At 72.5% G+C, this 20,476-nt stretch carries 18 protein-coding genes and 1 riboswitch; of the genes, 14 read left to right on the forward strand and 4 right to left on the reverse strand.

Features of this window, described 5'->3' with window-relative positions; genetic code table 11:
* Positions 1-8 precede the first annotated feature (8 nt).
* The 8 genes from rpe to ACGFQC_RS19120 all read left to right on the forward strand — a co-directional run bounded on the left by rpe (position 9) and on the right by ACGFQC_RS19120 (position 8,896).
* Positions 9-695, forward strand: a complete 687-nt coding sequence (gene rpe / locus ACGFQC_RS19085) for a ribulose-phosphate 3-epimerase (RefSeq protein ID WP_363091397.1) — start codon at positions 9-11, stop codon at positions 693-695.
* 100 nt (positions 696-795) lie between these two features.
* Positions 796-1,839, forward strand: a complete 1,044-nt coding sequence (locus ACGFQC_RS19090; RefSeq protein ID WP_363091398.1) for a sugar-binding domain-containing protein — start codon at positions 796-798, stop codon at positions 1,837-1,839.
* A 140-nt stretch (positions 1,840-1,979) separates the two neighbouring features.
* Positions 1,980-2,300, forward strand: coding sequence for a barstar family protein (locus ACGFQC_RS19095; RefSeq protein WP_363091399.1), 321 nt, complete (start codon positions 1,980-1,982; stop codon positions 2,298-2,300).
* Between the two features lie 182 nt (positions 2,301-2,482).
* The gene (locus ACGFQC_RS19100) at positions 2,483-3,925 is read left to right on the forward strand and encodes a GuaB1 family IMP dehydrogenase-related protein (protein WP_363091400.1); all 1,443 of its coding nucleotides are present in this window, start codon (positions 2,483-2,485) and stop codon (positions 3,923-3,925) included.
* A gap of 185 nt (positions 3,926-4,110) precedes the next feature.
* The gene (locus tag ACGFQC_RS19105) at positions 4,111-4,563 is read left to right on the forward strand and encodes an Lrp/AsnC family transcriptional regulator (protein ID WP_073493514.1); all 453 of its coding nucleotides are present in this window, start codon (positions 4,111-4,113) and stop codon (positions 4,561-4,563) included.
* Between the two features lie 210 nt (positions 4,564-4,773).
* Positions 4,774-5,964 carry an MFS transporter gene (locus ACGFQC_RS19110; RefSeq protein WP_363091401.1) on the forward strand — a complete coding sequence of 397 codons (1,191 nt, stop codon included), beginning with the start codon at positions 4,774-4,776 and terminating at the stop codon, positions 5,962-5,964.
* A gap of 382 nt (positions 5,965-6,346) precedes the next feature.
* Complete coding sequence (locus ACGFQC_RS19115; protein WP_363091402.1) at positions 6,347-7,135, forward strand: carbon-nitrogen hydrolase family protein; 789 nt, start codon at positions 6,347-6,349, stop codon at positions 7,133-7,135.
* Positions 7,136-7,198: 63 nt separating this feature from the next.
* The gene (locus ACGFQC_RS19120) at positions 7,199-8,896 is read left to right on the forward strand and encodes an NAD(P)/FAD-dependent oxidoreductase (RefSeq protein WP_363091403.1); all 1,698 of its coding nucleotides are present in this window, start codon (positions 7,199-7,201) and stop codon (positions 8,894-8,896) included.
* A 20-nt stretch (positions 8,897-8,916) separates the two neighbouring features.
* Here ACGFQC_RS19120 and ACGFQC_RS19125 read toward each other — a convergent pair whose 3' ends face one another.
* A complete protein-coding gene (locus tag ACGFQC_RS19125) occupies positions 8,917-9,651 on the reverse strand; it encodes a DUF5995 family protein (protein WP_363091404.1) in 735 nt (244 codons plus the stop codon).
* Positions 9,652-9,845: 194 nt separating this feature from the next.
* Positions 9,846-11,225, reverse strand: a complete 1,380-nt coding sequence (locus ACGFQC_RS19130; RefSeq protein ID WP_363091405.1) for a solute carrier family 23 protein — start codon at positions 11,223-11,225, stop codon at positions 9,846-9,848.
* Positions 11,226-11,423: 198 nt separating this feature from the next.
* Here ACGFQC_RS19130 and ACGFQC_RS19135 point away from each other — a divergent pair, with 198 nt between their 5' ends.
* Positions 11,424-11,882: a thioesterase family protein gene (locus tag ACGFQC_RS19135; RefSeq protein WP_363091406.1), complete on the forward strand. Its 459-nt coding sequence runs from the start codon at positions 11,424-11,426 to the stop codon at positions 11,880-11,882.
* Here the strand turns inward: ACGFQC_RS19135 and ACGFQC_RS19140 are convergent.
* A complete protein-coding gene (locus ACGFQC_RS19140) occupies positions 11,842-13,053 on the reverse strand; it encodes an MFS transporter (RefSeq protein WP_363091407.1) in 1,212 nt (403 codons plus the stop codon). The two genes, ACGFQC_RS19135 and ACGFQC_RS19140, sit on opposite strands and share 41 nt — an antisense overlap.
* 151 nt (positions 13,054-13,204) lie before the next feature.
* On the opposite strand from ACGFQC_RS19140, the gene ACGFQC_RS19145 reads away from it, so the two are divergent.
* Positions 13,205-14,458 (forward strand): ROK family transcriptional regulator, encoded by a 1,254-nt coding sequence (locus ACGFQC_RS19145; protein WP_363091408.1) that lies wholly within the window; start codon positions 13,205-13,207, stop codon positions 14,456-14,458.
* Positions 14,459-14,539: 81 nt separating this feature from the next.
* Here ACGFQC_RS19145 and ACGFQC_RS19150 read toward each other — a convergent pair whose 3' ends face one another.
* Entirely contained in the window at positions 14,540-16,906 is a 2,367-nt protein-coding gene (locus ACGFQC_RS19150) for a chitinase C-terminal domain-containing protein (RefSeq protein ID WP_363091409.1), read from the reverse strand.
* A gap of 215 nt (positions 16,907-17,121) precedes the next feature.
* Positions 17,122-17,252: riboswitch (FMN riboswitch) on the forward strand.
* 148 nt (positions 17,253-17,400) lie between these two features.
* Here ACGFQC_RS19150 and ACGFQC_RS19155 point away from each other — a divergent pair.
* Genes ACGFQC_RS19155 through ribH form a run of 4 tightly spaced genes read left to right on the forward strand, consistent with a single transcriptional unit; the run spans position 17,401 to position 20,462 of the window.
* Positions 17,401-18,006, forward strand: a complete 606-nt coding sequence (locus tag ACGFQC_RS19155) for a riboflavin synthase (protein ID WP_363091410.1) — start codon at positions 17,401-17,403, stop codon at positions 18,004-18,006.
* Positions 18,003-18,644: a nicotinamide mononucleotide transporter family protein gene (locus ACGFQC_RS19160; RefSeq protein WP_363091411.1), complete on the forward strand. Its 642-nt coding sequence runs from the start codon at positions 18,003-18,005 to the stop codon at positions 18,642-18,644. The genes ACGFQC_RS19155 and ACGFQC_RS19160 overlap by 4 nt, the downstream gene beginning before the upstream one ends.
* Positions 18,641-19,930, forward strand: coding sequence for a bifunctional 3,4-dihydroxy-2-butanone-4-phosphate synthase/GTP cyclohydrolase II (locus tag ACGFQC_RS19165; protein WP_363091412.1), 1,290 nt, complete (start codon positions 18,641-18,643; stop codon positions 19,928-19,930). The genes ACGFQC_RS19160 and ACGFQC_RS19165 overlap by 4 nt, the downstream gene beginning before the upstream one ends.
* Positions 19,931-19,976: 46 nt before the next feature.
* A complete protein-coding gene (gene ribH, locus ACGFQC_RS19170; protein WP_363091413.1) occupies positions 19,977-20,462 on the forward strand; it encodes a 6,7-dimethyl-8-ribityllumazine synthase in 486 nt (161 codons plus the stop codon).
* The last annotated feature ends 14 nt before the right edge of the window (positions 20,463-20,476 follow it).

A 20,476-nucleotide genomic window follows, 5' to 3' on the forward strand; every position in this document is an offset into this window, starting at 1 on the left:
CTTGGGTCATGGCCGCGCAGATCAACCCCAGCATCCTGTCCGCCGACTTCGCCCGCCTCGCGGACGAGGCGAAGGCGGTCGAAGGAGCCGACTGGCTTCACGTCGACGTCATGGACAACCATTTCGTCCCGAACCTCACGCTCGGTGTGCCGGTCGTGGAGTCCCTGGCCCGTGCGACGGACACGCCGCTGGACTGCCATCTGATGATCGAGGCCCCCGATCGCTGGGCGCCCCGGTACGTCGAGGCGGGGGCCGGTTCCGTCACCTTCCACGTCGAGGCGGCCGCCGCGCCGGTCCGGCTCGCCCGCGAGATCCGCGCCAAGGGTGCGCGCGCCTCCATGGCGCTGAAGCCGGCGACGCCTGTCGAACCGTACGAGGATCTGCTCCCCGAACTCGACATGCTGCTGATCATGACGGTCGAACCGGGCTTCGGGGGACAGGCGTTCCTCGACATCATGCTGCCGAAGATTCGCCGCACCCGCGAGTTGATCAGCAAGCACGGTCTCGAGCTCTGGCTCCAGGTGGACGGCGGGGTCTCGGCCGCCACCATCGAGCGGTGCGCCGAGGCGGGCGCCGACGTCTTCGTCGCCGGCTCGGCGGTCTACGGGGCGTCGGACCCGGCCGAGGCGGTACGTGCGCTGCGCACGCAGGCGGAGGGGGCGACCGCCGGGGCGTCCTGGGCGTGCGCCCACTGACGTACGGGTGGGCGACCGCGGGACCAAGGGAACGTGAACGGCCGCGATCAGGGCCGATCGAGTGCGCCGCATCTGCAAGGATGAACGGCGAATCCAGAGTGTGAACAGCAGTGAGGAGAGCGCCGTGTCGGGTATGTCGGCGGGCCGGTCAGCCATGCGGATGGGACCCGCTGAGCTGGTGCAGGCGGCGGCCATGGCCCGCCGCTTCTACCTCGAGGGCAAATCCAAGATCCAGATCGCCGAGGAGTTCGGCGTCAGCCGCTTCAAGGTGGCCCGGGTCCTGGAGACCGCCCTCGAACGGGATCTCGTACGGATCGAGATCCGTGTGCCGGCCGAACTGGACGCCGAGCGCTCCGACGCGCTCCGCGCCAGGTACGGCCTCAGGCACGCCGTGGTGGTCGAGTCCCCGGCCGACGCCGAGGAGTCGCCAGACCCCGAGAACCTCGGGGAGGTGGCCGCCGACCTGCTCGGCGAGCTGCTCGACGAGGGGGACGTCCTGGGCCTGGCCTGGGGCCGGTCCACCATCCACATGGCGGCGGCGCTGGACCGGCTGCCGCCCTGCACGGTGGTGCAGCTGACGGGTGTGTACGACGCCGGGACCGCCGAGCGCGGCTCGGTCGAGGCCGTCCGCCGCGCCGCCCAGGTGTCCGGTGGCGACGCGCACCCCATCTACGCGCCGATGCTGCTGCCGGACGCGGCCACCGCGATCGCCCTGCGCCACCAGACCGGGATCGCCCGGGCCTTCGAGTACTTCGACAAGGTCACGGTCGCCTGTGTCTCCATCGGTTCCTGGGAGCCGGGCATCTCGACGGTGCACGACATGCTCAGCGACGAGGAGCGGGCGCACTACGCCTCGCTCGGGGTCGCCGCCGAGATGTCCGCGCACCTCTTCGACTCCGAGGGGCGCCGGGTCGGCCGGGACCTCGGCGAGCGGTGCATCACCGTCAAGGCGGACCAGCTCCGCCGTATCCCCGAGGTCGTCGCGATCGCGGGCGGGCAGCGCAAGGCGGCCGCGATCGACGCGGTGCTGCGCTCGGGGCTCGTCACCAGCCTGGTGACCGACACCTCGGCCGCGGACTACCTGATGACGGCGGGTCCGACGCCCAGGCCCGCCCTGAACCGGGCGGACCCCGACGGGGCCTGACCGCCCCCGACGGCAGGTCATGAGGGGACGGCCGTGACAGCGTCGACGCACGCTGCCGCGGTGCGTCCCCCGTGTGCCTCCCCGCCCGTTCGCCACCCACTGCACCGACGATCACCCGACTCGTTCAGGACGGTACCGAGATGACGCAGCACGTGGTCACGCTGGACCTCGACGGGATCACGGACAAGGCGGGCCTGATGGACCGTGCCGCCCGTGCCCTGGACCTCCCGGAGTGGTTCGGGCGCAACTGGGACGCGCTCGCCGACTCCCTCGCCGACCCCGGAGTCTGGCCCGCCGGGTGCGCCGACCGGGGGCTGCTGGTCGTCGTACGGGGCTGGCGGCCGTACGCGCGGGAGAACGCGCGGGAGTGGGCGGTCGCCGAGGAGGTGTTCGCGCAGGCCGTGGACCGCACGCCACGGCTGTCGGTGGCGCTCGCCCTCGGGGGCGGCCCGGGCGCTTGACCGGCGGGCCCCGCGGACATCCCGCGGACATCCCTCGGACGATCCTCCGAACACCCTCCTGACCAGCCTGGATGATTCTCCCGGGCCGGACGTCACGGCTCTCATGGGAGAATGAAGTACGTGCTCTTCCCCCTGGCCGGCCGGTCCGGGGGTCACCTCTGATCGACTGGGATGTGCGGCACGTGCGTTTCCTCAACGACATCCAGCCCGCGTACGACCTCACGTACGACGACGTCTTCATGGTCCCGAGCCGCAGCGCGGTCGGATCGCGTCTGGGCGTGGACCTCAACTCCCCGGACGGCACGGGTACCACGATCCCGCTGGTCGTGGCCAACATGACCGCCGTCGCCGGGCGCCGGATGGCCGAGACCGTGGCGCGGCGCGGCGGCCTCGTGGTGATCCCCCAGGACATCCCGATCGACGTCGTCACCGACGTCATCTCCTGGGTCAAGAGCCGCCACCTCGTGCTGGACACCCCGATCGTGCTCGCCCCGCACCAGACCGTCGCCGACGCGCTGGCCCTGCTGCCCAAGCGCGCGCACAACGCGGGCGTCGTCGTCGACGGGGACGCCCGCCCCGTCGGTGTCGTCACGGACACGGACCTCAGCGGCGTCGACCGCTTCACCCAGCTCGCCGAGGTCATGTCCAAGGACCTGCTGCTCCTGGACGCGGACATCGACCCCCGCGAGGCCTTCAACACCCTCGACGCGGCCAACCGGCGCTATGCCCCAGCGGTCGACGCGGACGGCCGGCTGGCCGGCATCCTGACCCGCAAGGGCGCCCTGCGCGCCACCCTGTACACGCCCGCCACCGACGCGCGGGGCAGGCTGCGGATCGCCGCCGCCGTCGGCATCAACGGCGACTTCGCCGAGAAGGCCAAGCTGCTGCTGGACGCGGGCGTCGACACCCTCGTCATCGACACGGCCCACGGCCACCAGGAATCGATGATCAGCGCGATCCGGCTGGTGCGCGACCTCGATCCGCAGGTCCCGATCGTCGCCGGCAACATCGTCTCCGCCGGGGGCGTCAAGGACCTCGTCGACGCGGGCGCCGACATCATCAAGGTCGGCGTCGGCCCCGGCGCCATGTGCACCACCCGCATGATGACCGGCGTGGGCCGGCCGCAGTTCTCCGCGGTCCTGGAGTGCGCGGCCGAGGCGAGGAAGTACGGCAAGCACGTGTGGGCCGACGGCGGCGTCCGTCACCCGCGCGACGTGGCGATGGCGCTCGCGGCCGGCGCGTCCAACGTGATGATCGGCTCCTGGTTCGCGGGCACCTACGAGTCCCCGGGCGACCTCCAGCAGGATGCCGGCGGACGGCTCTACAAGGAGTCGTTCGGCATGGCGTCCGCGCGCGCCGTGCGCAACCGCACCTCCGAGGAGTCGGCGTACGACCGGGCCCGCAAGGCGCTGTTCGAGGAGGGCATCTCCACCTCGCGCATGTTCCTCGACCCGGGCCGTCCGGGCGTCGAGGACCTGATCGACTCGGTCGTCGCGGGCGTCCGCTCCTCCTGCACCTACGCCGGGGCCGCCTCCCTGGAGGAGTTCGCCGAGAAGGCCGTCGTCGGCCTCCAGAGCGCGGCCGGCTACGCGGAGGGCCAGCCCCTGCACGCCAGCTGGAACTGAGCGCCCCGCGGCGCGGTGCCGCCGCAGTGAGGACACCGCGGGTCCGGTCGTCGCCGGGCCCGCCTCCTTCCGCGCCGCCGACGGACCCATGTTCTTCCACGCCGCCGTCGGGCTCGTGTTCTACTTCCCCTACGGCCACCGCCGCTCCCGCCTCGCGTCATCCGAAGTGAAGTGAACGACCCGCAGTGCTGAACGATCTCGACGAACGCATCGTGCACGCCCTCGCCGAGGACGCCCGCCGCTCCTACGCGGACATCGGGCAGCTCGTCGGACTCTCCGCACCCGCCGTGAAACGGCGCGTGGACCGGCTGCGCGCCACCGGGGCCATCACCGGGTTCACGGTGCGCGTCGACCCGGCGGCCCTGGGCTGGGAGACCGAGGGGTACGTCGAGATCTACTGCCGGCGCAACACCTCGCCGGAGACCATCCAGCGGGGCCTGGAGCGTTACCAGGAAGTCGTGGCCGCCTCCACCGTCACCGGGGAGGCGGACGCGATCGCCCAGGTCTTCGCCGCCGACATGCGCCACTTCGAGCGGGTCCTGGAGCGGATCGCGGGGGAGCCCTTCGTGGAGCGCACGAAGTCGGTGCTGGTGCTCTCCCCGCTGCTGCGCCGCTTCTCCTCCGGCTCGCCGACCTGAGAGCCGCCGGCTCCGGCTCCGCGGTCGTTGGCTCCGGCGGGGCCCGGCTCCGGCGCCGCCGCCGGCTCCGCAAAGCGCTGGTGAGCGGGCCGGGCCCAGGTCTACCCTCGATCCCATGACCTGGCGACATTGATCCAGCAGCCGTGCCTCCCGAGGACCGCCTCGGACGCCGTGCCCCCGGTGTCCGAAACGTCCCTGCGGGAAGGCCCCATGACTCACTCACCTGCCCGTGCGCCCGTCGGCGCACCGGGCGTACGGCGGCTCACGACCACGCTGTACGGCTATGCGTTCCTGGACGAGTTCGTCCTGCTCTACCCGGTGTACGCGCTGCTGTTCGCCGACACCGGCCTGTCCGTCGGGCAGATGTCCTCGCTGTTCGTCCTCTGGTCGGCGACCGGCGTCCTGCTGGAGGTCCCCTCCGGCGCCTGGGCGGACGCCGTCTCCCGTCGGCTGCTGCTGTGGCTGGGCCCGCTGCTGGGCGCGGCCGGCTTCGCGCTGTGGGTGCTGGTCCCCTCGTACTGGGCCTTCGCCGCCGGCTTCGTGTTGTGGGGCGCGCGCGGGGCGCTCGGCTCGGGCGCCCTGGAGGCCCTGGTCTACGAGGAGCTGGAGCGGCTCGGCGCGGCGGACCGGTACACCCGCCTCATGGGCCGGGCCCACGCGGCCGGACAGGCCGCGGCGATGACGGCGATGGCCCTGGCGGGCCCGGTGTTCGCGGGGTACGGCTATCCGGCGGTCGGCGCCGCCAGTGTGCTGGCCTGCCTGCTGTGCGCCGCGACGGCGACCCGCTTCCCCGAACACCGCGCCCCCGCTGCCGCCGACGGTGACGACGAGGGCTGGGCGGCGACCCTGCGGGCCGGCCTCGCCGAGGCCCGACGCGACCGCTCCGTGCGCGGTGCCCTCCTGCTCGTCCCGGCCGTCGGCGCCGTCTGGGGCGCACTCGACGAGTACACCCCGCTGCTGGCGCGGGACACCGGAGCCACCGACGCGTCGATCCCCTGTCTGCTGATGATGATCTGGGCCGGCGTCACCGCCGGAAGCCTGCTGGCCGGCCCGGCCGGGCGCCTGGGCCGCAGGGGGTTCGCCGCGCTGCTCACGGCCGCCGCGCTCGCCCTCGCCGTCGGGGCGGGCGCCGGCACCCCGGCCGGCCTGGCCCTGGTGGCCCTGGCCTTCGGCGGCTTCCAGCTGGCGACCGTACTGGCCGACGCCCGCCTCCAGCAGCGCATCGAGGGCACCGGCCGGGCCACCCTCACCTCCGTCGCGGGCCTGGGCACCGAACTCACCACCATCGCGGTGTACGTCACCTACGCCCCGCTCGCCTCGGAGACCGCGCACGGCACCGCCTTCGCGCTGCTCGCGGCGCCCTGCCTGGTGACCGCGCTGCTGGTGGCAGTGCGGCGGTGACCTCGTGGTGGTGGTCCTGCGGCGGTGCCGCTGCGGCGGTGTCCCCATGGCGGTGGTCCCGTGGTGGTGACCTCGTGGTGGTGGTCCTGCGGCGGTGCCGCTGCGGCGGTGTCCCCATGGCGGTGGTCCCGTGGTGGTGACCTCGTGGTGGTGGTCCCGCGGCGGTGCCGACACGGCGGTGCCCCCATGGCGGTGACCTCACGGCCGTGATCCCGCGGCGGTGATCCCGGGCGCGGGGCCGCGCAACGAATCGTCGCCCCGCGCCCCCCGCACGCAACGAACAGCTCACCGGCACGCAACGGCTCCTCCTTGTCCCCCCTGGTCGGCGGACCGTACCGTCTAGGTGTCCCCCACACCCTTCCGCCTCCGGTGAGGAACACGCATGCGCATCGCCCTGCTCCAGAGCTCCGGCCGGCCCGGCTCCGTCGTCGAGAACCTCAAGGTCCTCGACGAGGCCGCGGGCCGCGCCGCCGCCGCGGGCGCCGGACTGCTGGTCGCGCCGGAGATGTTCCTGACCGGGTACGCGATCGGCGACGACGTCGCCCGCCTCGCCGAGCCCGCCGACGGCGACTCCGCGGACGCGGTCGCCGACCTCGCCGGGCGACACCGTCTCGCGGTCGCCTACGGATACCCCGAGCGCGACGGCGAGACGGTGTACAACGCCGCGCAGCTGATCTCCGCCGACGGGGTCCGCCTCGCGAACTACCGCAAGACCCATCTCTTCGGCTGCTTCGAGCGCGACCACTTCACGCCCGGCGACCGGCCCGTCGTCCAGGTGGACCTCGGCGGCCTGACCGTCGGCCTCATGATCTGCTACGACGTCGAGTTCCCGGAGAACGTCCGCGCCCACGCCCTGGCCGGCACCGGCCTGCTGGTGGTGCCGACGGCGCAGATGCACCCCTTCCAGTTCGTCGCCGAGTCGATGATCCCGGTGCGCGCCTTCGAGAACCAGATGTACGTCGCCTACGTCAACCGGGTCGGTCGGGAAGGGGAGTTCGAGTTCGTCGGGCTCTCCACCCTGGCCGGTCCCGACGGCGTCGCCCGCGCCCGCGCCGGACGCGAGGAGGAACTCGTGTTCGCCGACGCCGACCCCGCCTTCGTGGCCGCCTCCCGCGAGGCGAACCCGTACCTGAAGGACCGCCGCCCCGGCCTCTACGGGTCCCTGGTCTGACCCCCCGTCCTCCCTTTTCTTCTCTTTCTTCCCTTTCTCGTTGCCGCAAGGAGTCCGCACCCCATGACGTCCACCGTGCCCAACGCCGTCGAGCACGCAGACGAGCAGCAGCCGCCGATCACGATGTTCGGCCCGGACTTCCCGTACGCCTACGACGACTTCCTCGCCCACCCGGCGGGCCTCGGCCAGATACCGGCCACCGAGCACGGCACCGAGGTCGCCGTGATCGGCGGCGGACTGTCCGGGATCGTCGCCGCCTACGAGCTGATGAAGATGGGCCTCAAGCCCGTCGTGTACGAGGCCGACCGGATCGGCGGGCGGCTGCGCACGGTGGGCTTCGACGGCTGCGACCCCTCGCTGACCGCCGAGATGGGCGCGATGCGCTTCCCGCCCTCCTCCACGGCCCTCCAGCACTACATCGACCTGGTGGGCCTCGAGACCCGCCCGTTCCCCAACCCGCTCGCCGAGACCACGCCCTCGACCGTCGTCGACCTCAAGGGCGAGTCCCACTACGCCGAGACGATCGACGACCTGCCGCAGGTCTACCGGGACGTCGCCGCCGCCTGGAACAAGTGCCTGGAGGAGGGCGCCGACTTCTCCGACATGAACCGGGCCATGCGCGAGCGCGACGTGCCGCGCATCCGCGAGATCTGGGCGAAGCTCGTCGAGAAGCTCGACAACCAGACCTTCTACGGCTTCCTCTGCGACTCCGAGGCCTTCCGGTCCTTCCGGCACCGCGAGATCTTCGGCCAGGTCGGCTTCGGCACCGGCGGCTGGGACACCGACTTCCCCAACTCCATCCTGGAGATCCTCCGGGTCGTCTACACCGAGGCCGACGACCACCACCGCGGCATCGTCGGCGGCTCCCAGCAACTGCCGCTGCGGTTGTGGGAACGCGAACCGCAGAAGATCGTCCACTGGCCCTACGGCACCTCGCTCGCGAGCCTGCACGAGGGCGGTGAGCCCCGCCCGGCGGTGACCCGTCTCCACCGCACCGCGGGCAACCGCATCACCGTCACCGACGCGAACGGGGACATCCGCACCTACCGGGCCGCCGTCTTCACCGCGCAGTCCTGGATGCTGCTGTCGAAGATCGCCTGCGACGACTCGCTCTTCCCGATCGACCACTGGACGGCGATCGAGCGCACCCACTACATGGAGAGCTCCAAGCTCTTCGTACCCGTCGACCGGCCGTTCTGGCTGGACAAGGACGCGGAGACGGGCCGGGACGTCATGTCGATGACGCTCACCGACCGCATGACCCGCGGCACCTACCTCCTCGACGACGGCCCGGACAGGCCCGCCGTGATCTGCCTGTCCTACACCTGGTGCGACGACAGCCTGAAGTGGCTGCCGCTGTCCGCGAACGAGCGGATGGAGGTCATGCTCAAGTCGCTCGGCGAGATCTACCCGAACGTCGACATCAGGAAGCACGTCATCGGCAGCCCGGTCACCGTCTCCTGGGAGAACGAGCCCTACTTCATGGGCGCGTTCAAGGCCAACCTGCCCGGCCACTACCGCTACCAGCGGCGCCTGTTCACCCACTTCATGCAGGACCGGCTGCCCGAGGACAAGCGGGGCATCTTCCTCGCCGGCGACGACATCTCCTGGACCGCGGGCTGGGCCGAGGGCGCCGTCCAGACCGCCCTCAACGCGGTGTGGGGCGTGATGCACCACCTCGGCGGGACGACGGACGCGACCAACCCGGGCCCGGGCGACGTGTACGACGAGATCGCCCCGGTCGAACTGCCGGAGGACTAGAACCCCTCGGCCCTCCGGCTTCAGAGCCGGGGCACGCCCGCGCCGCCCGGCCGGTCCGACAGGGGGGTCAGGAGCATGCGGCCCGCGAAGCCGACCGCCGCGTCGAGGCGGTCGGTGAACTCCCCCGCGACGTCCGGGAGACGGCGCAGGGCCCACAGGGCGCGGGCCGCGGACCAGGTGGCCTCGCGGGCCCGCTCCAGGCTCCAGGAGCCGAGCAGGTGGGTGAGCGGGTCGGTGATCCGGAGCAGGTCGGGGCCGGGCGTCAGGTCCTCGCGTACGCGCTCCTCCAGCGCCACGAGGAGATCGCCCACCCGGTCGAACTCGTCCTCCAGTTCGGCCGGTTCGCAGCCGAGGCTCCGGCAGGCGTCCACGACGGCGAGCGCGAGGTCGTGCCCGATGTGGGCGTTCACGCCCGCGAGCGCGAACTGCAGTGGCCGTACGCCCGGATGACGGCGGAGCTGGAACAGCGGGCGCCAGCAGGCCGGGGGGCGGCGGTCGGCCCTGGCCGCGTCGACGGCGGCGAGGTAGCGCTCCGCGAACCGGACGTCCAGCGTGACCGCGGCTCGGGGGGCGCCGAACCGGCCGGTGCCGAGGTGCCGGTCCACCTCCTCCGTCACGGCGAGGTAGACGCGGTTGAAGACGGCGATCCCGTCCTGTGGCGGGAGGGCCGCGTCGAGGGCGCGCATACGGGAGAGCACCCCGTCGACGCCGACGGACGCGCCGAGGGGAGGGACGAACTGTTCCGGGTGCGGCATGCAGGAAGGGTCGCAGTCCCGGGCGGTTCGCGGGCCCGCAGGCCCGCTGCTTCCCCGGAACGGGCGAACGAGTCCGTCGCGCGGGAGGCGGAGGGCGCGTGCGGGCCACACCCGAGTCGCGGGTCGGGCGGCGGGGCGCCGCACCCGCCGCCGCACCGGCCGCGACGGTGGTCGGGCGGGTGCCCCCGGTACGTCTACGAGCCGGCCTCGTCGTAGGAGCTGGTGCCCTCGTCGAGGAGCGGAGGCTGGGTCTTGAGGTGGGCGGGTGCGAAGGCGCGCAGGGCGTGGTAGCCGGTGATGACGACCAGGGTGCCGAGGGCGATGCCGCTGAGCGAGAAGGTGTCGGTGAACTCCAAGGTGACGTTGCCGACGCCGATGATGATGCCCGCGGCGGCCGGGACCAGGTTCAGCGGGTTGCGCAGGTCGACCCCGGCGTTGAGCCAGATCTGGGCACCGAGCAGGCCGATCATGCCGTACAGGATGACGGTGATGCCGCCGAGGACGCCGCCCGGGATCGCGGCCACCACCGCGCCGAACTTGGGGCACAGGCCGAACAGCAGCGCGAAGCCCGCCGCGGCCCAGTAGGCGGCCGTGGAGTAGACGCGGGTCGCGGCCATCACGCCGATGTTCTCGGAGTACGTGGTGTTGGGCGGGCCGCCGACCGCCGTGGACAGCACGGAGCCGATGCCGTCGGCCGCGATCGCCGTGCCCAGCTTGTCGTCCAGCGGGTCGCCGGTCATCTCGCCGACCGCCTTGACGTGTCCGGCGTTCTCCGCGACCAGCGCGATGACGACGGGAAGGGCCACCAGGATCGCGGACCACTCGAAGCTCGGGCCGTGGAAGGACGGCAGGCCGATCCAGTCGGCCCGGCCCACGGCGGAGAGGTCCAGCCGCCAGTGGTCGACGACCTTGCCGCTCGCGTCCGCCGAGTGGATCCGGCCGAAGATCCGGTCGAACGCCCAGGAGATGCCGTAGCCGAAGACCAGGCCGAGGAAGATCGCGATGCGGGACCAGAAGCCGCGCAGGCAGACCACGGCCAGACCCGTGAACAGCATGACCAGCAGGGCCGTCCACTGGTCCTGCGGCCAGTAGGTGGAGGCGGTGACGGGGGCGAGGTTGAAGCCGATCAGCATCACGACCGCGCCCGTCACGACCGGTGGCATCGCGGCGTGGATGATCCGGGCGCCGAACCGTTGCACGGCCACGCCCACCAGGAAGAGCGCGACACCCACGACGAGGACCGCGCCGGTGACGGTGGCGCTCGTGCCGCCCTGGGCGCGGATGACCGCCGCGACGCCCACGAACGACAGCGAGCAGCCGAGGTAGCTGGGCACCCGGCCACGGGTCGCGAGCAGGAAGATCATGGTCGCGACGCCCGACATCATGATGGCCAGGTTGGGGTCCAGGCCCATCAGGACGGGGGCCACGAAGGACGCCCCGAACATGGCCACCACGTGCTGTGCGCCGAGGCCGGCCGTGCGGGGCCAGGAGAGCCGTTCGTCGGGGCGGACCACCGCTCCGGGCTCCGGCGTGCGCCCGTCGCCGTGCAGTTTCCAGCGGACGCCAAGATCCATGGTGGGTTTCGCTTTCGTTCGTGCGGCGCCGAAGCCGTTCCGGTGCGGAAGCCGTTCCGGTGCGGAAGTCGTCCGGCGCGGTGTGGATGTCCGGCCCATTCTCACGCGAATCCGGAGGGTGAGCGACCGCTTAGGATAGGGGTGATTGTCTCGTACATCTTCCTCGTACGTCCCCCTTCGCCCTCAGGAGCCCCGCCCGTGACCGCCGAAGCCCCGGCCGCCCCCGTCCTGTCCCACGGCCGGCTGATGCCCGTCACCGTCCACTTCGACGACCTCGACGCGCTCGGACTGCTGCACAACGCCCGCTACCCGCTGATGGTCGAGCGGGCCTGGACCGAGTTGTGGCAGGAGCACGGCGTGCGCTTCGAGGGGGACTGGGCCGCGGCCGGCGACGCCTGCAACGCCGTGAAGGAACTGCGCATCGGCTACGAGGCGCCCGTCACCAAGCCGGGTGCCTACGCCGTCCACCTGTGGCTGGAGCGGCTCGGCAACACCGGCCTGACCTACGGCTTCCGGTTCTGCTCGGCCGACGGGGCGGTCACCTACGCGCGGGGCACCCGCGTCCTGGTCCGCCTCGACCCCGCGACCATGCGCCCGGCGCCGTGGAGCGAGACGCTCAGGAGCGCGGGCCGGGCACTGCTGCGTCCGGCGGACTGACCTTCACGGACCCGCGCTCACCGCCGCGCAGCACGCCCGCGAACACGACGAGCCCGAACGCCAGCACCGTCACCACGCCGAACGACACCACCAGGCTGCTCGCCTGCGCCACCCCGCCGATCAGGCTCGGCGCGATCAGCCCCGAGGTGTAGGTGATGGTCGCGACGCCCGCGATGGCCTGGCTGGGGTTCGGTCCGCTGCGCCCGGCCGCCGCGAAGCACAGCGGGACGACGACGGCGATGCCGAGGCCCATCATCCCGAACCCGCCGATGGCCGTCGCCGGGTGGTCCGCCACCACGATCAGCAGCCCGCCCGCGGCGGCCAGCACCCCGCCCGCACGGACCGTGCGGACCGCGCCGAACCGGTTCACCACGGCGTCGCCCACGATCCGGGCCACCGCCATGGTGAGCATGAAGCCGGTCGTGCAGGCCGCCGCGAGACCGGCCGAGGTGCCGAGATGGTCGTCCAGGTAGACCGCCGACCAGTCCAGGCTCGCGCCCTCCGCGAACACCGCGCAGAACCCGACCGCGCCGATCAGCAGCGCCGAGCGGGGCGGCAGGGTGAAGCGCGGCGGGGGCTCCTCGTCCTCGGTGGGCCGCAGGTCGAGCACCCACCGGCAGGCCAGCAGGCCGAGCGCGGTGAGCGCGGCCGCCACCAGGGCGTGGTGCAGGCGCGCGTCCGTGCCCAGGTGCGCGGCGAGGGTGCCGGCCGCCGAGCCGAGCAGCGCGCCCACGCTCCACATGCCGTGCAGCCCCGACATGATCGACTTCTCGAGCCGCTGCTCGACCTCGACGCCGAGGGCGTTCATCGCCACGTCGGCCATGCCCGCGGTGGCGCCGTAGACGAACATCGCCAGGCACAGGGTGAGCATGTCCGGCGCGAGGGAGGGCAGGACCAGCGCCAGCGTCCACAGCGCGAGCAGTGCGCGCAGGGCGGCCCGGCTGCCGAGGCGGTGGGTGATCCGGCTCGCCAGCGGCATGGCGCAGGCCGCGCCGAACGCGGTGAAGGCCAGGGCGAAGCCGAGCTGGCCGGCGCTCACGGAGGCGTGGTCCTGGATCCACGGCACCCGCGTGGCGAAGGAGCCGGTGACCGCGCCGTGCACGGTGAACACGGCGGCCACCCCGTACCGGGCCCGCCGCACCTCCGGCGGCGCGTATGTCGCTTCGCTCATTCCCGGGCCCCTCCTCGCCGGTGTGCCGCCCGGCGCGGTGCCGTGCGCAGGCCGCGTCCGCGCGGCGTCCGCGTAAACTATCAGGAACCCTGCCTGATAAATAGAGGCCGGTCCGGGGTGACGCTCCGGCGCCCATGGGAGGATTCCGCGCATGCCCGCATCCCCGAGTACCGCCCGGGCCATCAACGACCGGCTCGCCCTGCGCCTCCTGCAGGACGAAGGCCCCTTGACGGCGGGGCAGTTGAAACAGCTCACTGGCCTGTCCCGGCCCACCGTCGCCGACCTCGTCGAACGTCTCACCGCCTCCGGCCTGGTCGAGGTCGTGGGCGAGGCGGGGGAGCAGCGGCGCGGCCCGAACGCCCGGCTCTACGGCATCGTCGCGGGCCGGGCCCACCTGGCGGCGCTGGACGTCCGCACCGAGGGTGTCGCCGTGCTGGTCTCCGACCTGGTGGGGCGGGTGCTCGCCGAGGCGTCCGTGCCCATCGGCGGCGACATCGGCACGGGGCCCGCCGTGGAGCAGGCGGTGACCCTGGTCGAACGGGCCGTGAAGGAGGCCGGGGCCGACCGGCTGCACACCGTCGGCATCGGCGCGCCCGGCCTGATCGACCCCGCCAGCGGCGAACTGCGCGACTCCTCCGGCCTGCCCGCCTGGCACCGCCGCCTGGTGGCCGCCCTCCAGGAACGGCTGCCCGCGGCCCGCGTCACCGTCGAGAACGAGACCAACCTCGCGGCCCTGGCCGAACAGCGCGAGGGCGTCGCCCGGGACCGTGACACCTTCGTGCTGCTGTGGCTGGGCCACGGCACGGGCGCGGCCGTCGTCCTGGACGGCGCCCTGCGCCGGGGGGCCTCCGGTGGCACCGGCGAGATCGGTTTCCTGCCGGTCCCCGGTACCACCGGCCTGCCGTCGGCCACGGACTGCGAGGGCGGCTTCCACTCCCTGGCCGGCTCGGCGGCGGTCGCGGCGCTGGCGCGGGAGCACGGGCTGGGTCCGGCCCCGGACCCGGTGCCCGGCGAACCGGAGGCGGTCGGCCTGGTTCGGGCGGCGGTGGCGCGGGTGGACACCGGCGCAGGCGACGGCCGAGACGCTCCCGGCCGAGACGTCCCCGGCAGTGACTCCGGCAGCGCCTCCGCACGCTTCCTCGACTCCCTCGCCGACCGGCTGGCCATCGGCGCCGCCTCCGTCGTCGCCGTCCTCGACCCCGGATGCGTGGTCCTCGGCGGGGAGGTCGGCCGGGTCGGCGGCGGGGTCCTCGCGGCCCGGGTGGCGCAACGGCTGCGGCGGATGGCGCCGCTCCCCACCCAGGTGCGTCCGAGCCCCCTGGGCGGCGCGGCGGTACTGCGCGGCGCACTGCTGACGGCACGGGAGTCCGCCCAGGCGGAGCTGTTCGGAGGCCGCGACAGCTGAATTCCCGAGGGGGCCGGGTCATGGAGGGGCCCGGTGGCGGGCAAGGGCCGTCGTCACCGCCACCGGGCCGGTCGTACGGGGTCAGCAGGAACCGAGGTCCCGCCACACCCCCCGGTCACCGGTGGTGCCGGGCTCCTCGCCCCGCGTCCACCACTGGGCGCGCCAGGTGTGACCCCTGTGGGACACCTGGCTCCCGCCGGCGTACTCCGTCGTCGCGGTCCAGGCGGGGGCGGTGCACTGCCCGGTCCCGCCGGAGGGCGACGGGGAGACGCTGTCCGACGGGCTCGCACTCGGGCTCGCACTCGGACTGGCCGGAGCCGACGGCCCCGGTTCCACCACCGTGGTGCCGCGCGCCAGGTCCCCGGCCAGCGCGTACGTCCGTCCGCCGAAGGTCACCGTCCAGTTCGAGGGCGTCGACACCGGCAGGTGGTAGACGAAGTCCAGCTCCGCCGACGCCCCCGGCGCCAGCGTCCGCCAGGCCGGCAGCTTCAGCGAGACCCGGTGGTGGGCGCCCTTGAGGCCGCCGACGTCGTTCCCCGTGTGATCGCTGCTGATCACCGAAGTGCCCCAGCCGGACTGGTCCTTGGCGTTGCCGGGTGCCGACGTGCCGTAGTCGAAGCGGAACTCGGTGCCGCCGGGCAGGGTCGTGGACGTGTCGTTGGTGATCCTCAGCTTGGGGCTGATCGGGTAGTCGGAGTCGCCGAGCGGGAACTGCCCGAACTCCACGTCGATCTTCAGAGCCTGCGCCGGCAGCTCCACCGTCGACCGCCTCGCGCCGTACGGCGAGGCCGACCGGAACCTCTCGTACATCGTGGAGGTCAGCGTCGACCCCGGCTCGTACTGCCCCTCGGCCGCGTTCCAGCCGTAGTCACCGGCCAGCTCCCACACCATGGTGCCGCCGATGCCCTGGTCGACGACGTAATCGGCCTTGGCGGCGACGGACTGCTCGTCCTCGGTGGACAGGAACACCTTCTTCTCGGCGTTCCACAGCCAGGGCGCGACCAGCGTGGCGTCGTACCTGCGGGCGTACGTGCCGGTCAGCCGGGTGTCGGCCGGGAAGCCGTACCGCGTGACGTAGTCCCCGACGACGCCCTTCTCCAGGTTCTTGGCGTGCCACATCGGGTTGGATCCGGCCGGGGCCTCCTTCCCGGCGGTGTCCAGGTCGCGCCAGAGGTTGTCGATGCCGACGGCACCGTCCCCGCACCTGGTGAGGCCGGATCCGGCCGGACAGGTGGTCGTGGCCGCCCTGCCCCACAGCCCGTCGGTCCCGCCGGTGACGTTCCTGAACCCCCGGGTGTAGTAGGGGAGCCCGATGTTGATGCGGCCGGCCGGCATCGACCCGCGGAAGTAGTGGTGGGCCCAGTCGGTGTTCAGGTAGCCGATCCCGCCGTACTGCGATGTCGAGTACACGCCCGCCGCGGCGAGTTCGGCGTCCTTGCCGTCGTCGAAGAGGGAGGCGTTCGGGCCGACGTACTCGTTCCAGGCGCCGTGCAGGTCGTAGGACATGATGTTGACGTAGTCCAGGTACTTCTGGACCTGGAAGGCCTCCATGCCGCGCAGCAGATATCCGGACGAGGGCGCGGCCGCCGACAGCAGGTAGTGCTTCCCGTCCACCGAGCCCGCACGGTCGGGCTTCTCTCGCAGCGTCCTCATCAGCGCCGCGTATCCCTTGACGAGGCCGGCGCGGCGGGCGTTGGAGAGGGACCGGTCGAGCGGGTTGCCCGCGTCCTTCATGGTCGTCGGGTACTCGTAGTCGATGTCGACGCCGTTGAAGCCGTACTTCCTGATGAAGTCGACGGCGGAGTCCGCGAAGGTGTCGATGCCGCCCTGGTTGACCGAGCCGTCCGCGTTCGTCGCCATGGAGTAGAAGCCGCCCGAGTCGACGCGGGTGCCGTCGGCGGCGAAGTGGCCGCCGGTCTCCGCCCAGCCGCCCACGGAGATCAGGGTCTTCACGTCCGGGTGCTGCTTATTGAACTTGTTGAGCAGGTTGAAATGGCCCCGGTAGGGGGGTGCCGGGTCCATCTCGGCGCCGGCCACGCCCGGCCAGGTCATCCCGGTCGCCGCGTTGGCGGCGCCGTCCGCGCCGACGGAGAGTCTGTCGGCCCCGTCGACGTGTGCGAACGCGTAGTTGAGGTGGGTGACCTTGTCCCACGGGATGTCCGGTGCCAGGTAGGCCGGTGTGCCGTCCTTGCCGGTGCGCCGGCCGGTGAAGTAGCCGATCACCCGGCGCTGGTGGTCGGCGCCCATCTTCTCCCGGCCGGCCGTGTCGTAGACCGAGCAGTAGGGGACGTCCACGCCCGGCGTCTCGTGGAGGCCGTCGGGGCGGCAGGACTCCTGGTCGGCGGCGTTCGAGACGGTGGCCGGCAGTCCGGCGAGCAGCAGGCCCGCCACCGCCACCGCGGCGGCGAGCAGCGCGGGTCTCGCCCGGTGTCGTGAGGGGGACAGCACAGTCGGTTCCTCTCCGCGGAAGTTGCGCAGACCCTAGAGAGGACTAGACCAGTGCGTCCATAGGTATGAACCAATCTGGAGAAGGGTGCACCGGTCGCGCGCCGGGGCGCCGGGCGGCCCGACCGGGATGTCCCCGCACCCCCCTGTGAGGCACCCCACAGACGTCACCCGCATGGACGCGTACCGGGCGTGGCACACTGACCCTGTACCTAAAGCAGCGCACTCCGGGGTCGGTGAAATTCCGAACCGGCGGTTACAGTCCGCGACCCGACCGCTTCCAGCGGCCGGTTGACCAGGTGAAATTCCTGGACCGACGGTTAAAGTCCGGATGGGAGGCAGTGCGCGGCGGGCGGGCATTCGTGCGCGCCGCCGTATCCGTACCCGTCCGCGGACGGGTCTGTCCGGCGTCGCCCCCCGGTGTCCTCACCCGTTTCACTCTGTCGTCATCGACAGGCCCCGGAGTCCGTGCCCGAAGAGGCAGGAGGACCCGGGAAGTGTTCACCGGAATCGTCGAAGAACTGGGTGAGGTCACCGCCGTCGAGGACCTCGGCGACGCCTCCCGCTTCCGGCTGCGCGGCCCCGTCGTCACCGGCGGCGCCAAGCACGGTGACTCCATCGCCGTCAACGGCGTCTGCCTCACCGTCGTCGAGCACGAGGGCGACGAGTTCACCGCCGACGTCATGGCCGAGACCCTGAAGCGGTCCAGCCTCGGCGCCCTCACCGTCGGCTCCCGCGTCAACCTCGAACGACCCACCGCCGTCGGCGCGCGCCTCGGCGGCCACATCGTGCAGGGCCACGTCGACGGCACCGGACGGGTGCTGGAGCGCACGCCCTCCGAGCACTGGGAGATCGTCAGGATCGCGCTGCCCGCCGGCCTCGCCCGGTACGTCGTCGAGAAGGGGTCCATCACCGTCGACGGCATCAGCCTCACGGTCGTGGAGGCCGGGTCCGACCACTTCACCGTCAGCCTCATCCCCACCACCCTCGCCCTGACCACCCTCGGCCTCAAGCAGCCCGGCGACCCGGTCAACCTCGAGGTGGACATCGTCGCCAAGTACGTGGAGCGCCTGATGGCCGCCACCGACGGAGCGGCGAAGTGAACTCCCTGAACTCCGAGGCCTTCGTCCTCCTCGACCAGCACATCCTCTGGTCGGACATGATCGGCAACCTCTTCGGGCTGGCCGCACTCGCACTCGGCTGGCGCCGGTCCATCTGGAGCTGGCCGGTGCAGTTCCTCTCCGGCCTCATCCTCTTCGGCGCCTTCTTCGGCCACCTCACCGGCAGCGCCGGCAAGCAGGCCGTCGTCATGGCCGTCGCCCTCTACGGCTGGTGGCAGTGGAACCGTGACCGCAGCGGATCCGCCGACGGCCACATCACCCCGCGCTTCGCCACCTGGCGCGAGCGCGCCGCCATGACCGGCGCCGCCGCCGGCGGCACGGTCGCCGTGGCACTCCTCTTCACGGCCTACCCCACCCTGTCCTGGGACCCCTGGCCCGACGCCTACATCTTCGTCGGCACCATCGTCGCCATGTACGCCCAGGCCAAGGGCATGGTCGAGTTCTGGTTCGCCTGGCTCCTCGTCGACCTCGTGGGCGTCCCCCTGAACTTCGCCAACGGCTACGCCTTCTCCGGCTTCGTCTACGTCATCTACGGCGCGCTCGTCCTGTGGGGCATGCGCGACTGGTGGCTGCGCTCCCGCAGGGGTCCGCGGCCCGTTCTGGAAGGAGCGCCCGCATGAGCACGGCACCCATCCTCTACGCCCCCGACGACATCGAGGACTTCGCGCTCGACCCGGTCGAGCGGGCCGTCGCCGACATCGCCGCCGGCCGCCCGGTCGTGGTCGTCGACGACGAGAACCGCGAGAACGAGGGCGACCTCGTCATCGCCGCCGAGAAGGCCACCCCCGAGATCGTCGCCTTCATGATGAGCGAGTGCCGCGGGCTGATCTGCGCCCCCATGGAGGGCGACGAACTCGACCGGCTCGAACTCCCGCAGATGGTCGCGGACAACACCGAGTCGATGAAGACCGCGTTCACCGTCTCCGTCGACGCCAGTGCCGCGCACGGCGTGACCACCGGCATCTCCGCCGCCGACCGCGCCGCCACCCTGAGGCTGCTGGCCGACGGCACCGCCGGTCCCGGCGACCTCGTCCGCCCCGGCCACGTCTTCCCGCTGCGCGCCAGGCCCGGCGGCGTCCTCGTACGTAACGGCCACACCGAGGCCGCCGTCGACCTCGCCCGGCTCGCGGGCCTGCGCCCGGCCGGCGCCATCGTCGAGATCGCCGGCGAGGACGGCCGCATGCTCCGCCTGCCCGAGCTGATCCCCTTCGCCCGCAAGCACGGCCTGACGATCATCTCCATCGAGGACCTGATCGCCTACCGGCGCACCGCCGAGCCCACCGTCCGCCGCGAGGCCGAGACCCGCCTGCCCACCGTCCACGGCACCTTCACCGCGTACGGCTACCGCTCCACCGTCGACGGCGTCGAGCACGTCGCCCTCGTGCACGGCGAGATCGGCGACGGCGAGGGCGTCCTCGTCCGCGTCCACTCAGAGTGCCTCACCGGGGACGTCTTCGGCTCCGCGCGCTGCGACTGCGGTCCCCAGCTCGACACCTCCCTGCAGCGCATCCAGTCCGAGGGCCGGGGCGTCGTGGTCTACCTGCGCGGGCACGAGGGCCGCGGCATCGGCCTGCTGTCCAAGCTCCGGGCGTACGAACTCCAGGAGCGCGGCCGGGACACCCTCGACGCCAACCTGGAGCTGGGCCTGCCCGCCGACGCCCGGGACTACGCGGCCGGCGCGCAGATCCTCGACGACCTGGGCGTGCGCAGCGTACGCCTGATGACGAACAACCCCGAGAAGACCGACGCGCTCACCCGGCACGGCATCGAGGTCGCCGCCCGCGAACCGATGCCCGTCCAGGCGGGCGAGCACAACCTCCGCTACCTGCGCACCAAGCGGGACCGGATGGGACACGACCTGCCCTGGCTGGACACGGCTCCCGTGTCCCCCTGCGGCAACCAGTAAGCACAGCACGTAAGCGCAGCACGTAAGCACGGCACGAAGGAGAGACGTGAGCGGCAAGGGTGCACCGGAGCTGTCCGTACGCAATGTGGGTGACCTCAGGGTCGCCGTCGTCGCGGCGCAGTGGCACGAAAAGGTGATGGACGGTCTGGTCGACGGCGCCCTGCGCGCCCTGCACGACCTCGGCATCGACGAGCCGACCCTGCTCCGGGTCCCCGGCAGCTGGGAGCTTCCGGTGGTCGCCAAGGTCCTCGCCGGCCGCGGCTACGACGCGATCGTCGCCCTCGGCGTCGTCATCCGCGGCGGAACCCCGCACTTCGAGTACGTGTGCCAGGGCGTCACCCAGGGCCTGACCCAGGTCTCGGTCGACACCGGCGTGCCCGTCGGCTTCGGCGTCCTCACCTGCGACACCGAGGAGCAGGCCCTGGACCGGGCCGGCATCGAGGGCTCCAGCGAGGACAAGGGACACGAGGCGGTGACGGCGGCGGTGGCGACCGCGGCCACCCTGCGCTCAGTATCCGAACCCTGGCGGTAGGCAGGCACGGACAA

It is taken from the genome of Streptomyces sp. NPDC048734, from assembly GCF_043198675.1.
Classification (GTDB): domain Bacteria; phylum Actinomycetota; class Actinomycetes; order Streptomycetales; family Streptomycetaceae; genus Streptomyces.

Excerpts from the sequence above, each read along its gene's own strand:
- rpe (WP_363091397.1), top strand. The coding sequence starts at position 9 with ATGGCCGCGCAGATCAACCCCAGCATCCTGTCCGCCGACTTCGCCCGC.
- ACGFQC_RS19095 (WP_363091399.1), top strand. The coding sequence starts at position 1,980 with ATGACGCAGCACGTGGTCACGCTGGACCTCGACGGGATCACGGACAAG.
- ACGFQC_RS19110 (WP_363091401.1), top strand. The coding sequence starts at position 4,774 with ATGACTCACTCACCTGCCCGTGCGCCCGTCGGCGCACCGGGCGTACGG.
- ACGFQC_RS19115 (WP_363091402.1), top strand. The coding sequence starts at position 6,347 with ATGCGCATCGCCCTGCTCCAGAGCTCCGGCCGGCCCGGCTCCGTCGTC.
- ACGFQC_RS19120 (WP_363091403.1), top strand. The coding sequence starts at position 7,199 with ATGACGTCCACCGTGCCCAACGCCGTCGAGCACGCAGACGAGCAGCAG.
- ACGFQC_RS19125 (WP_363091404.1), bottom strand. The coding sequence starts at position 9,651 with ATGCCGCACCCGGAACAGTTCGTCCCTCCCCTCGGCGCGTCCGTCGGC.
- ACGFQC_RS19130 (WP_363091405.1), bottom strand. The coding sequence starts at position 11,225 with ATGGATCTTGGCGTCCGCTGGAAACTGCACGGCGACGGGCGCACGCCG.
- ACGFQC_RS19140 (WP_363091407.1), bottom strand. The coding sequence starts at position 13,053 with ATGAGCGAAGCGACATACGCGCCGCCGGAGGTGCGGCGGGCCCGGTAC.
- ACGFQC_RS19145 (WP_363091408.1), top strand. The coding sequence starts at position 13,205 with ATGCCCGCATCCCCGAGTACCGCCCGGGCCATCAACGACCGGCTCGCC.
- ACGFQC_RS19165 (WP_363091412.1), top strand. The coding sequence starts at position 18,641 with ATGAGCACGGCACCCATCCTCTACGCCCCCGACGACATCGAGGACTTC.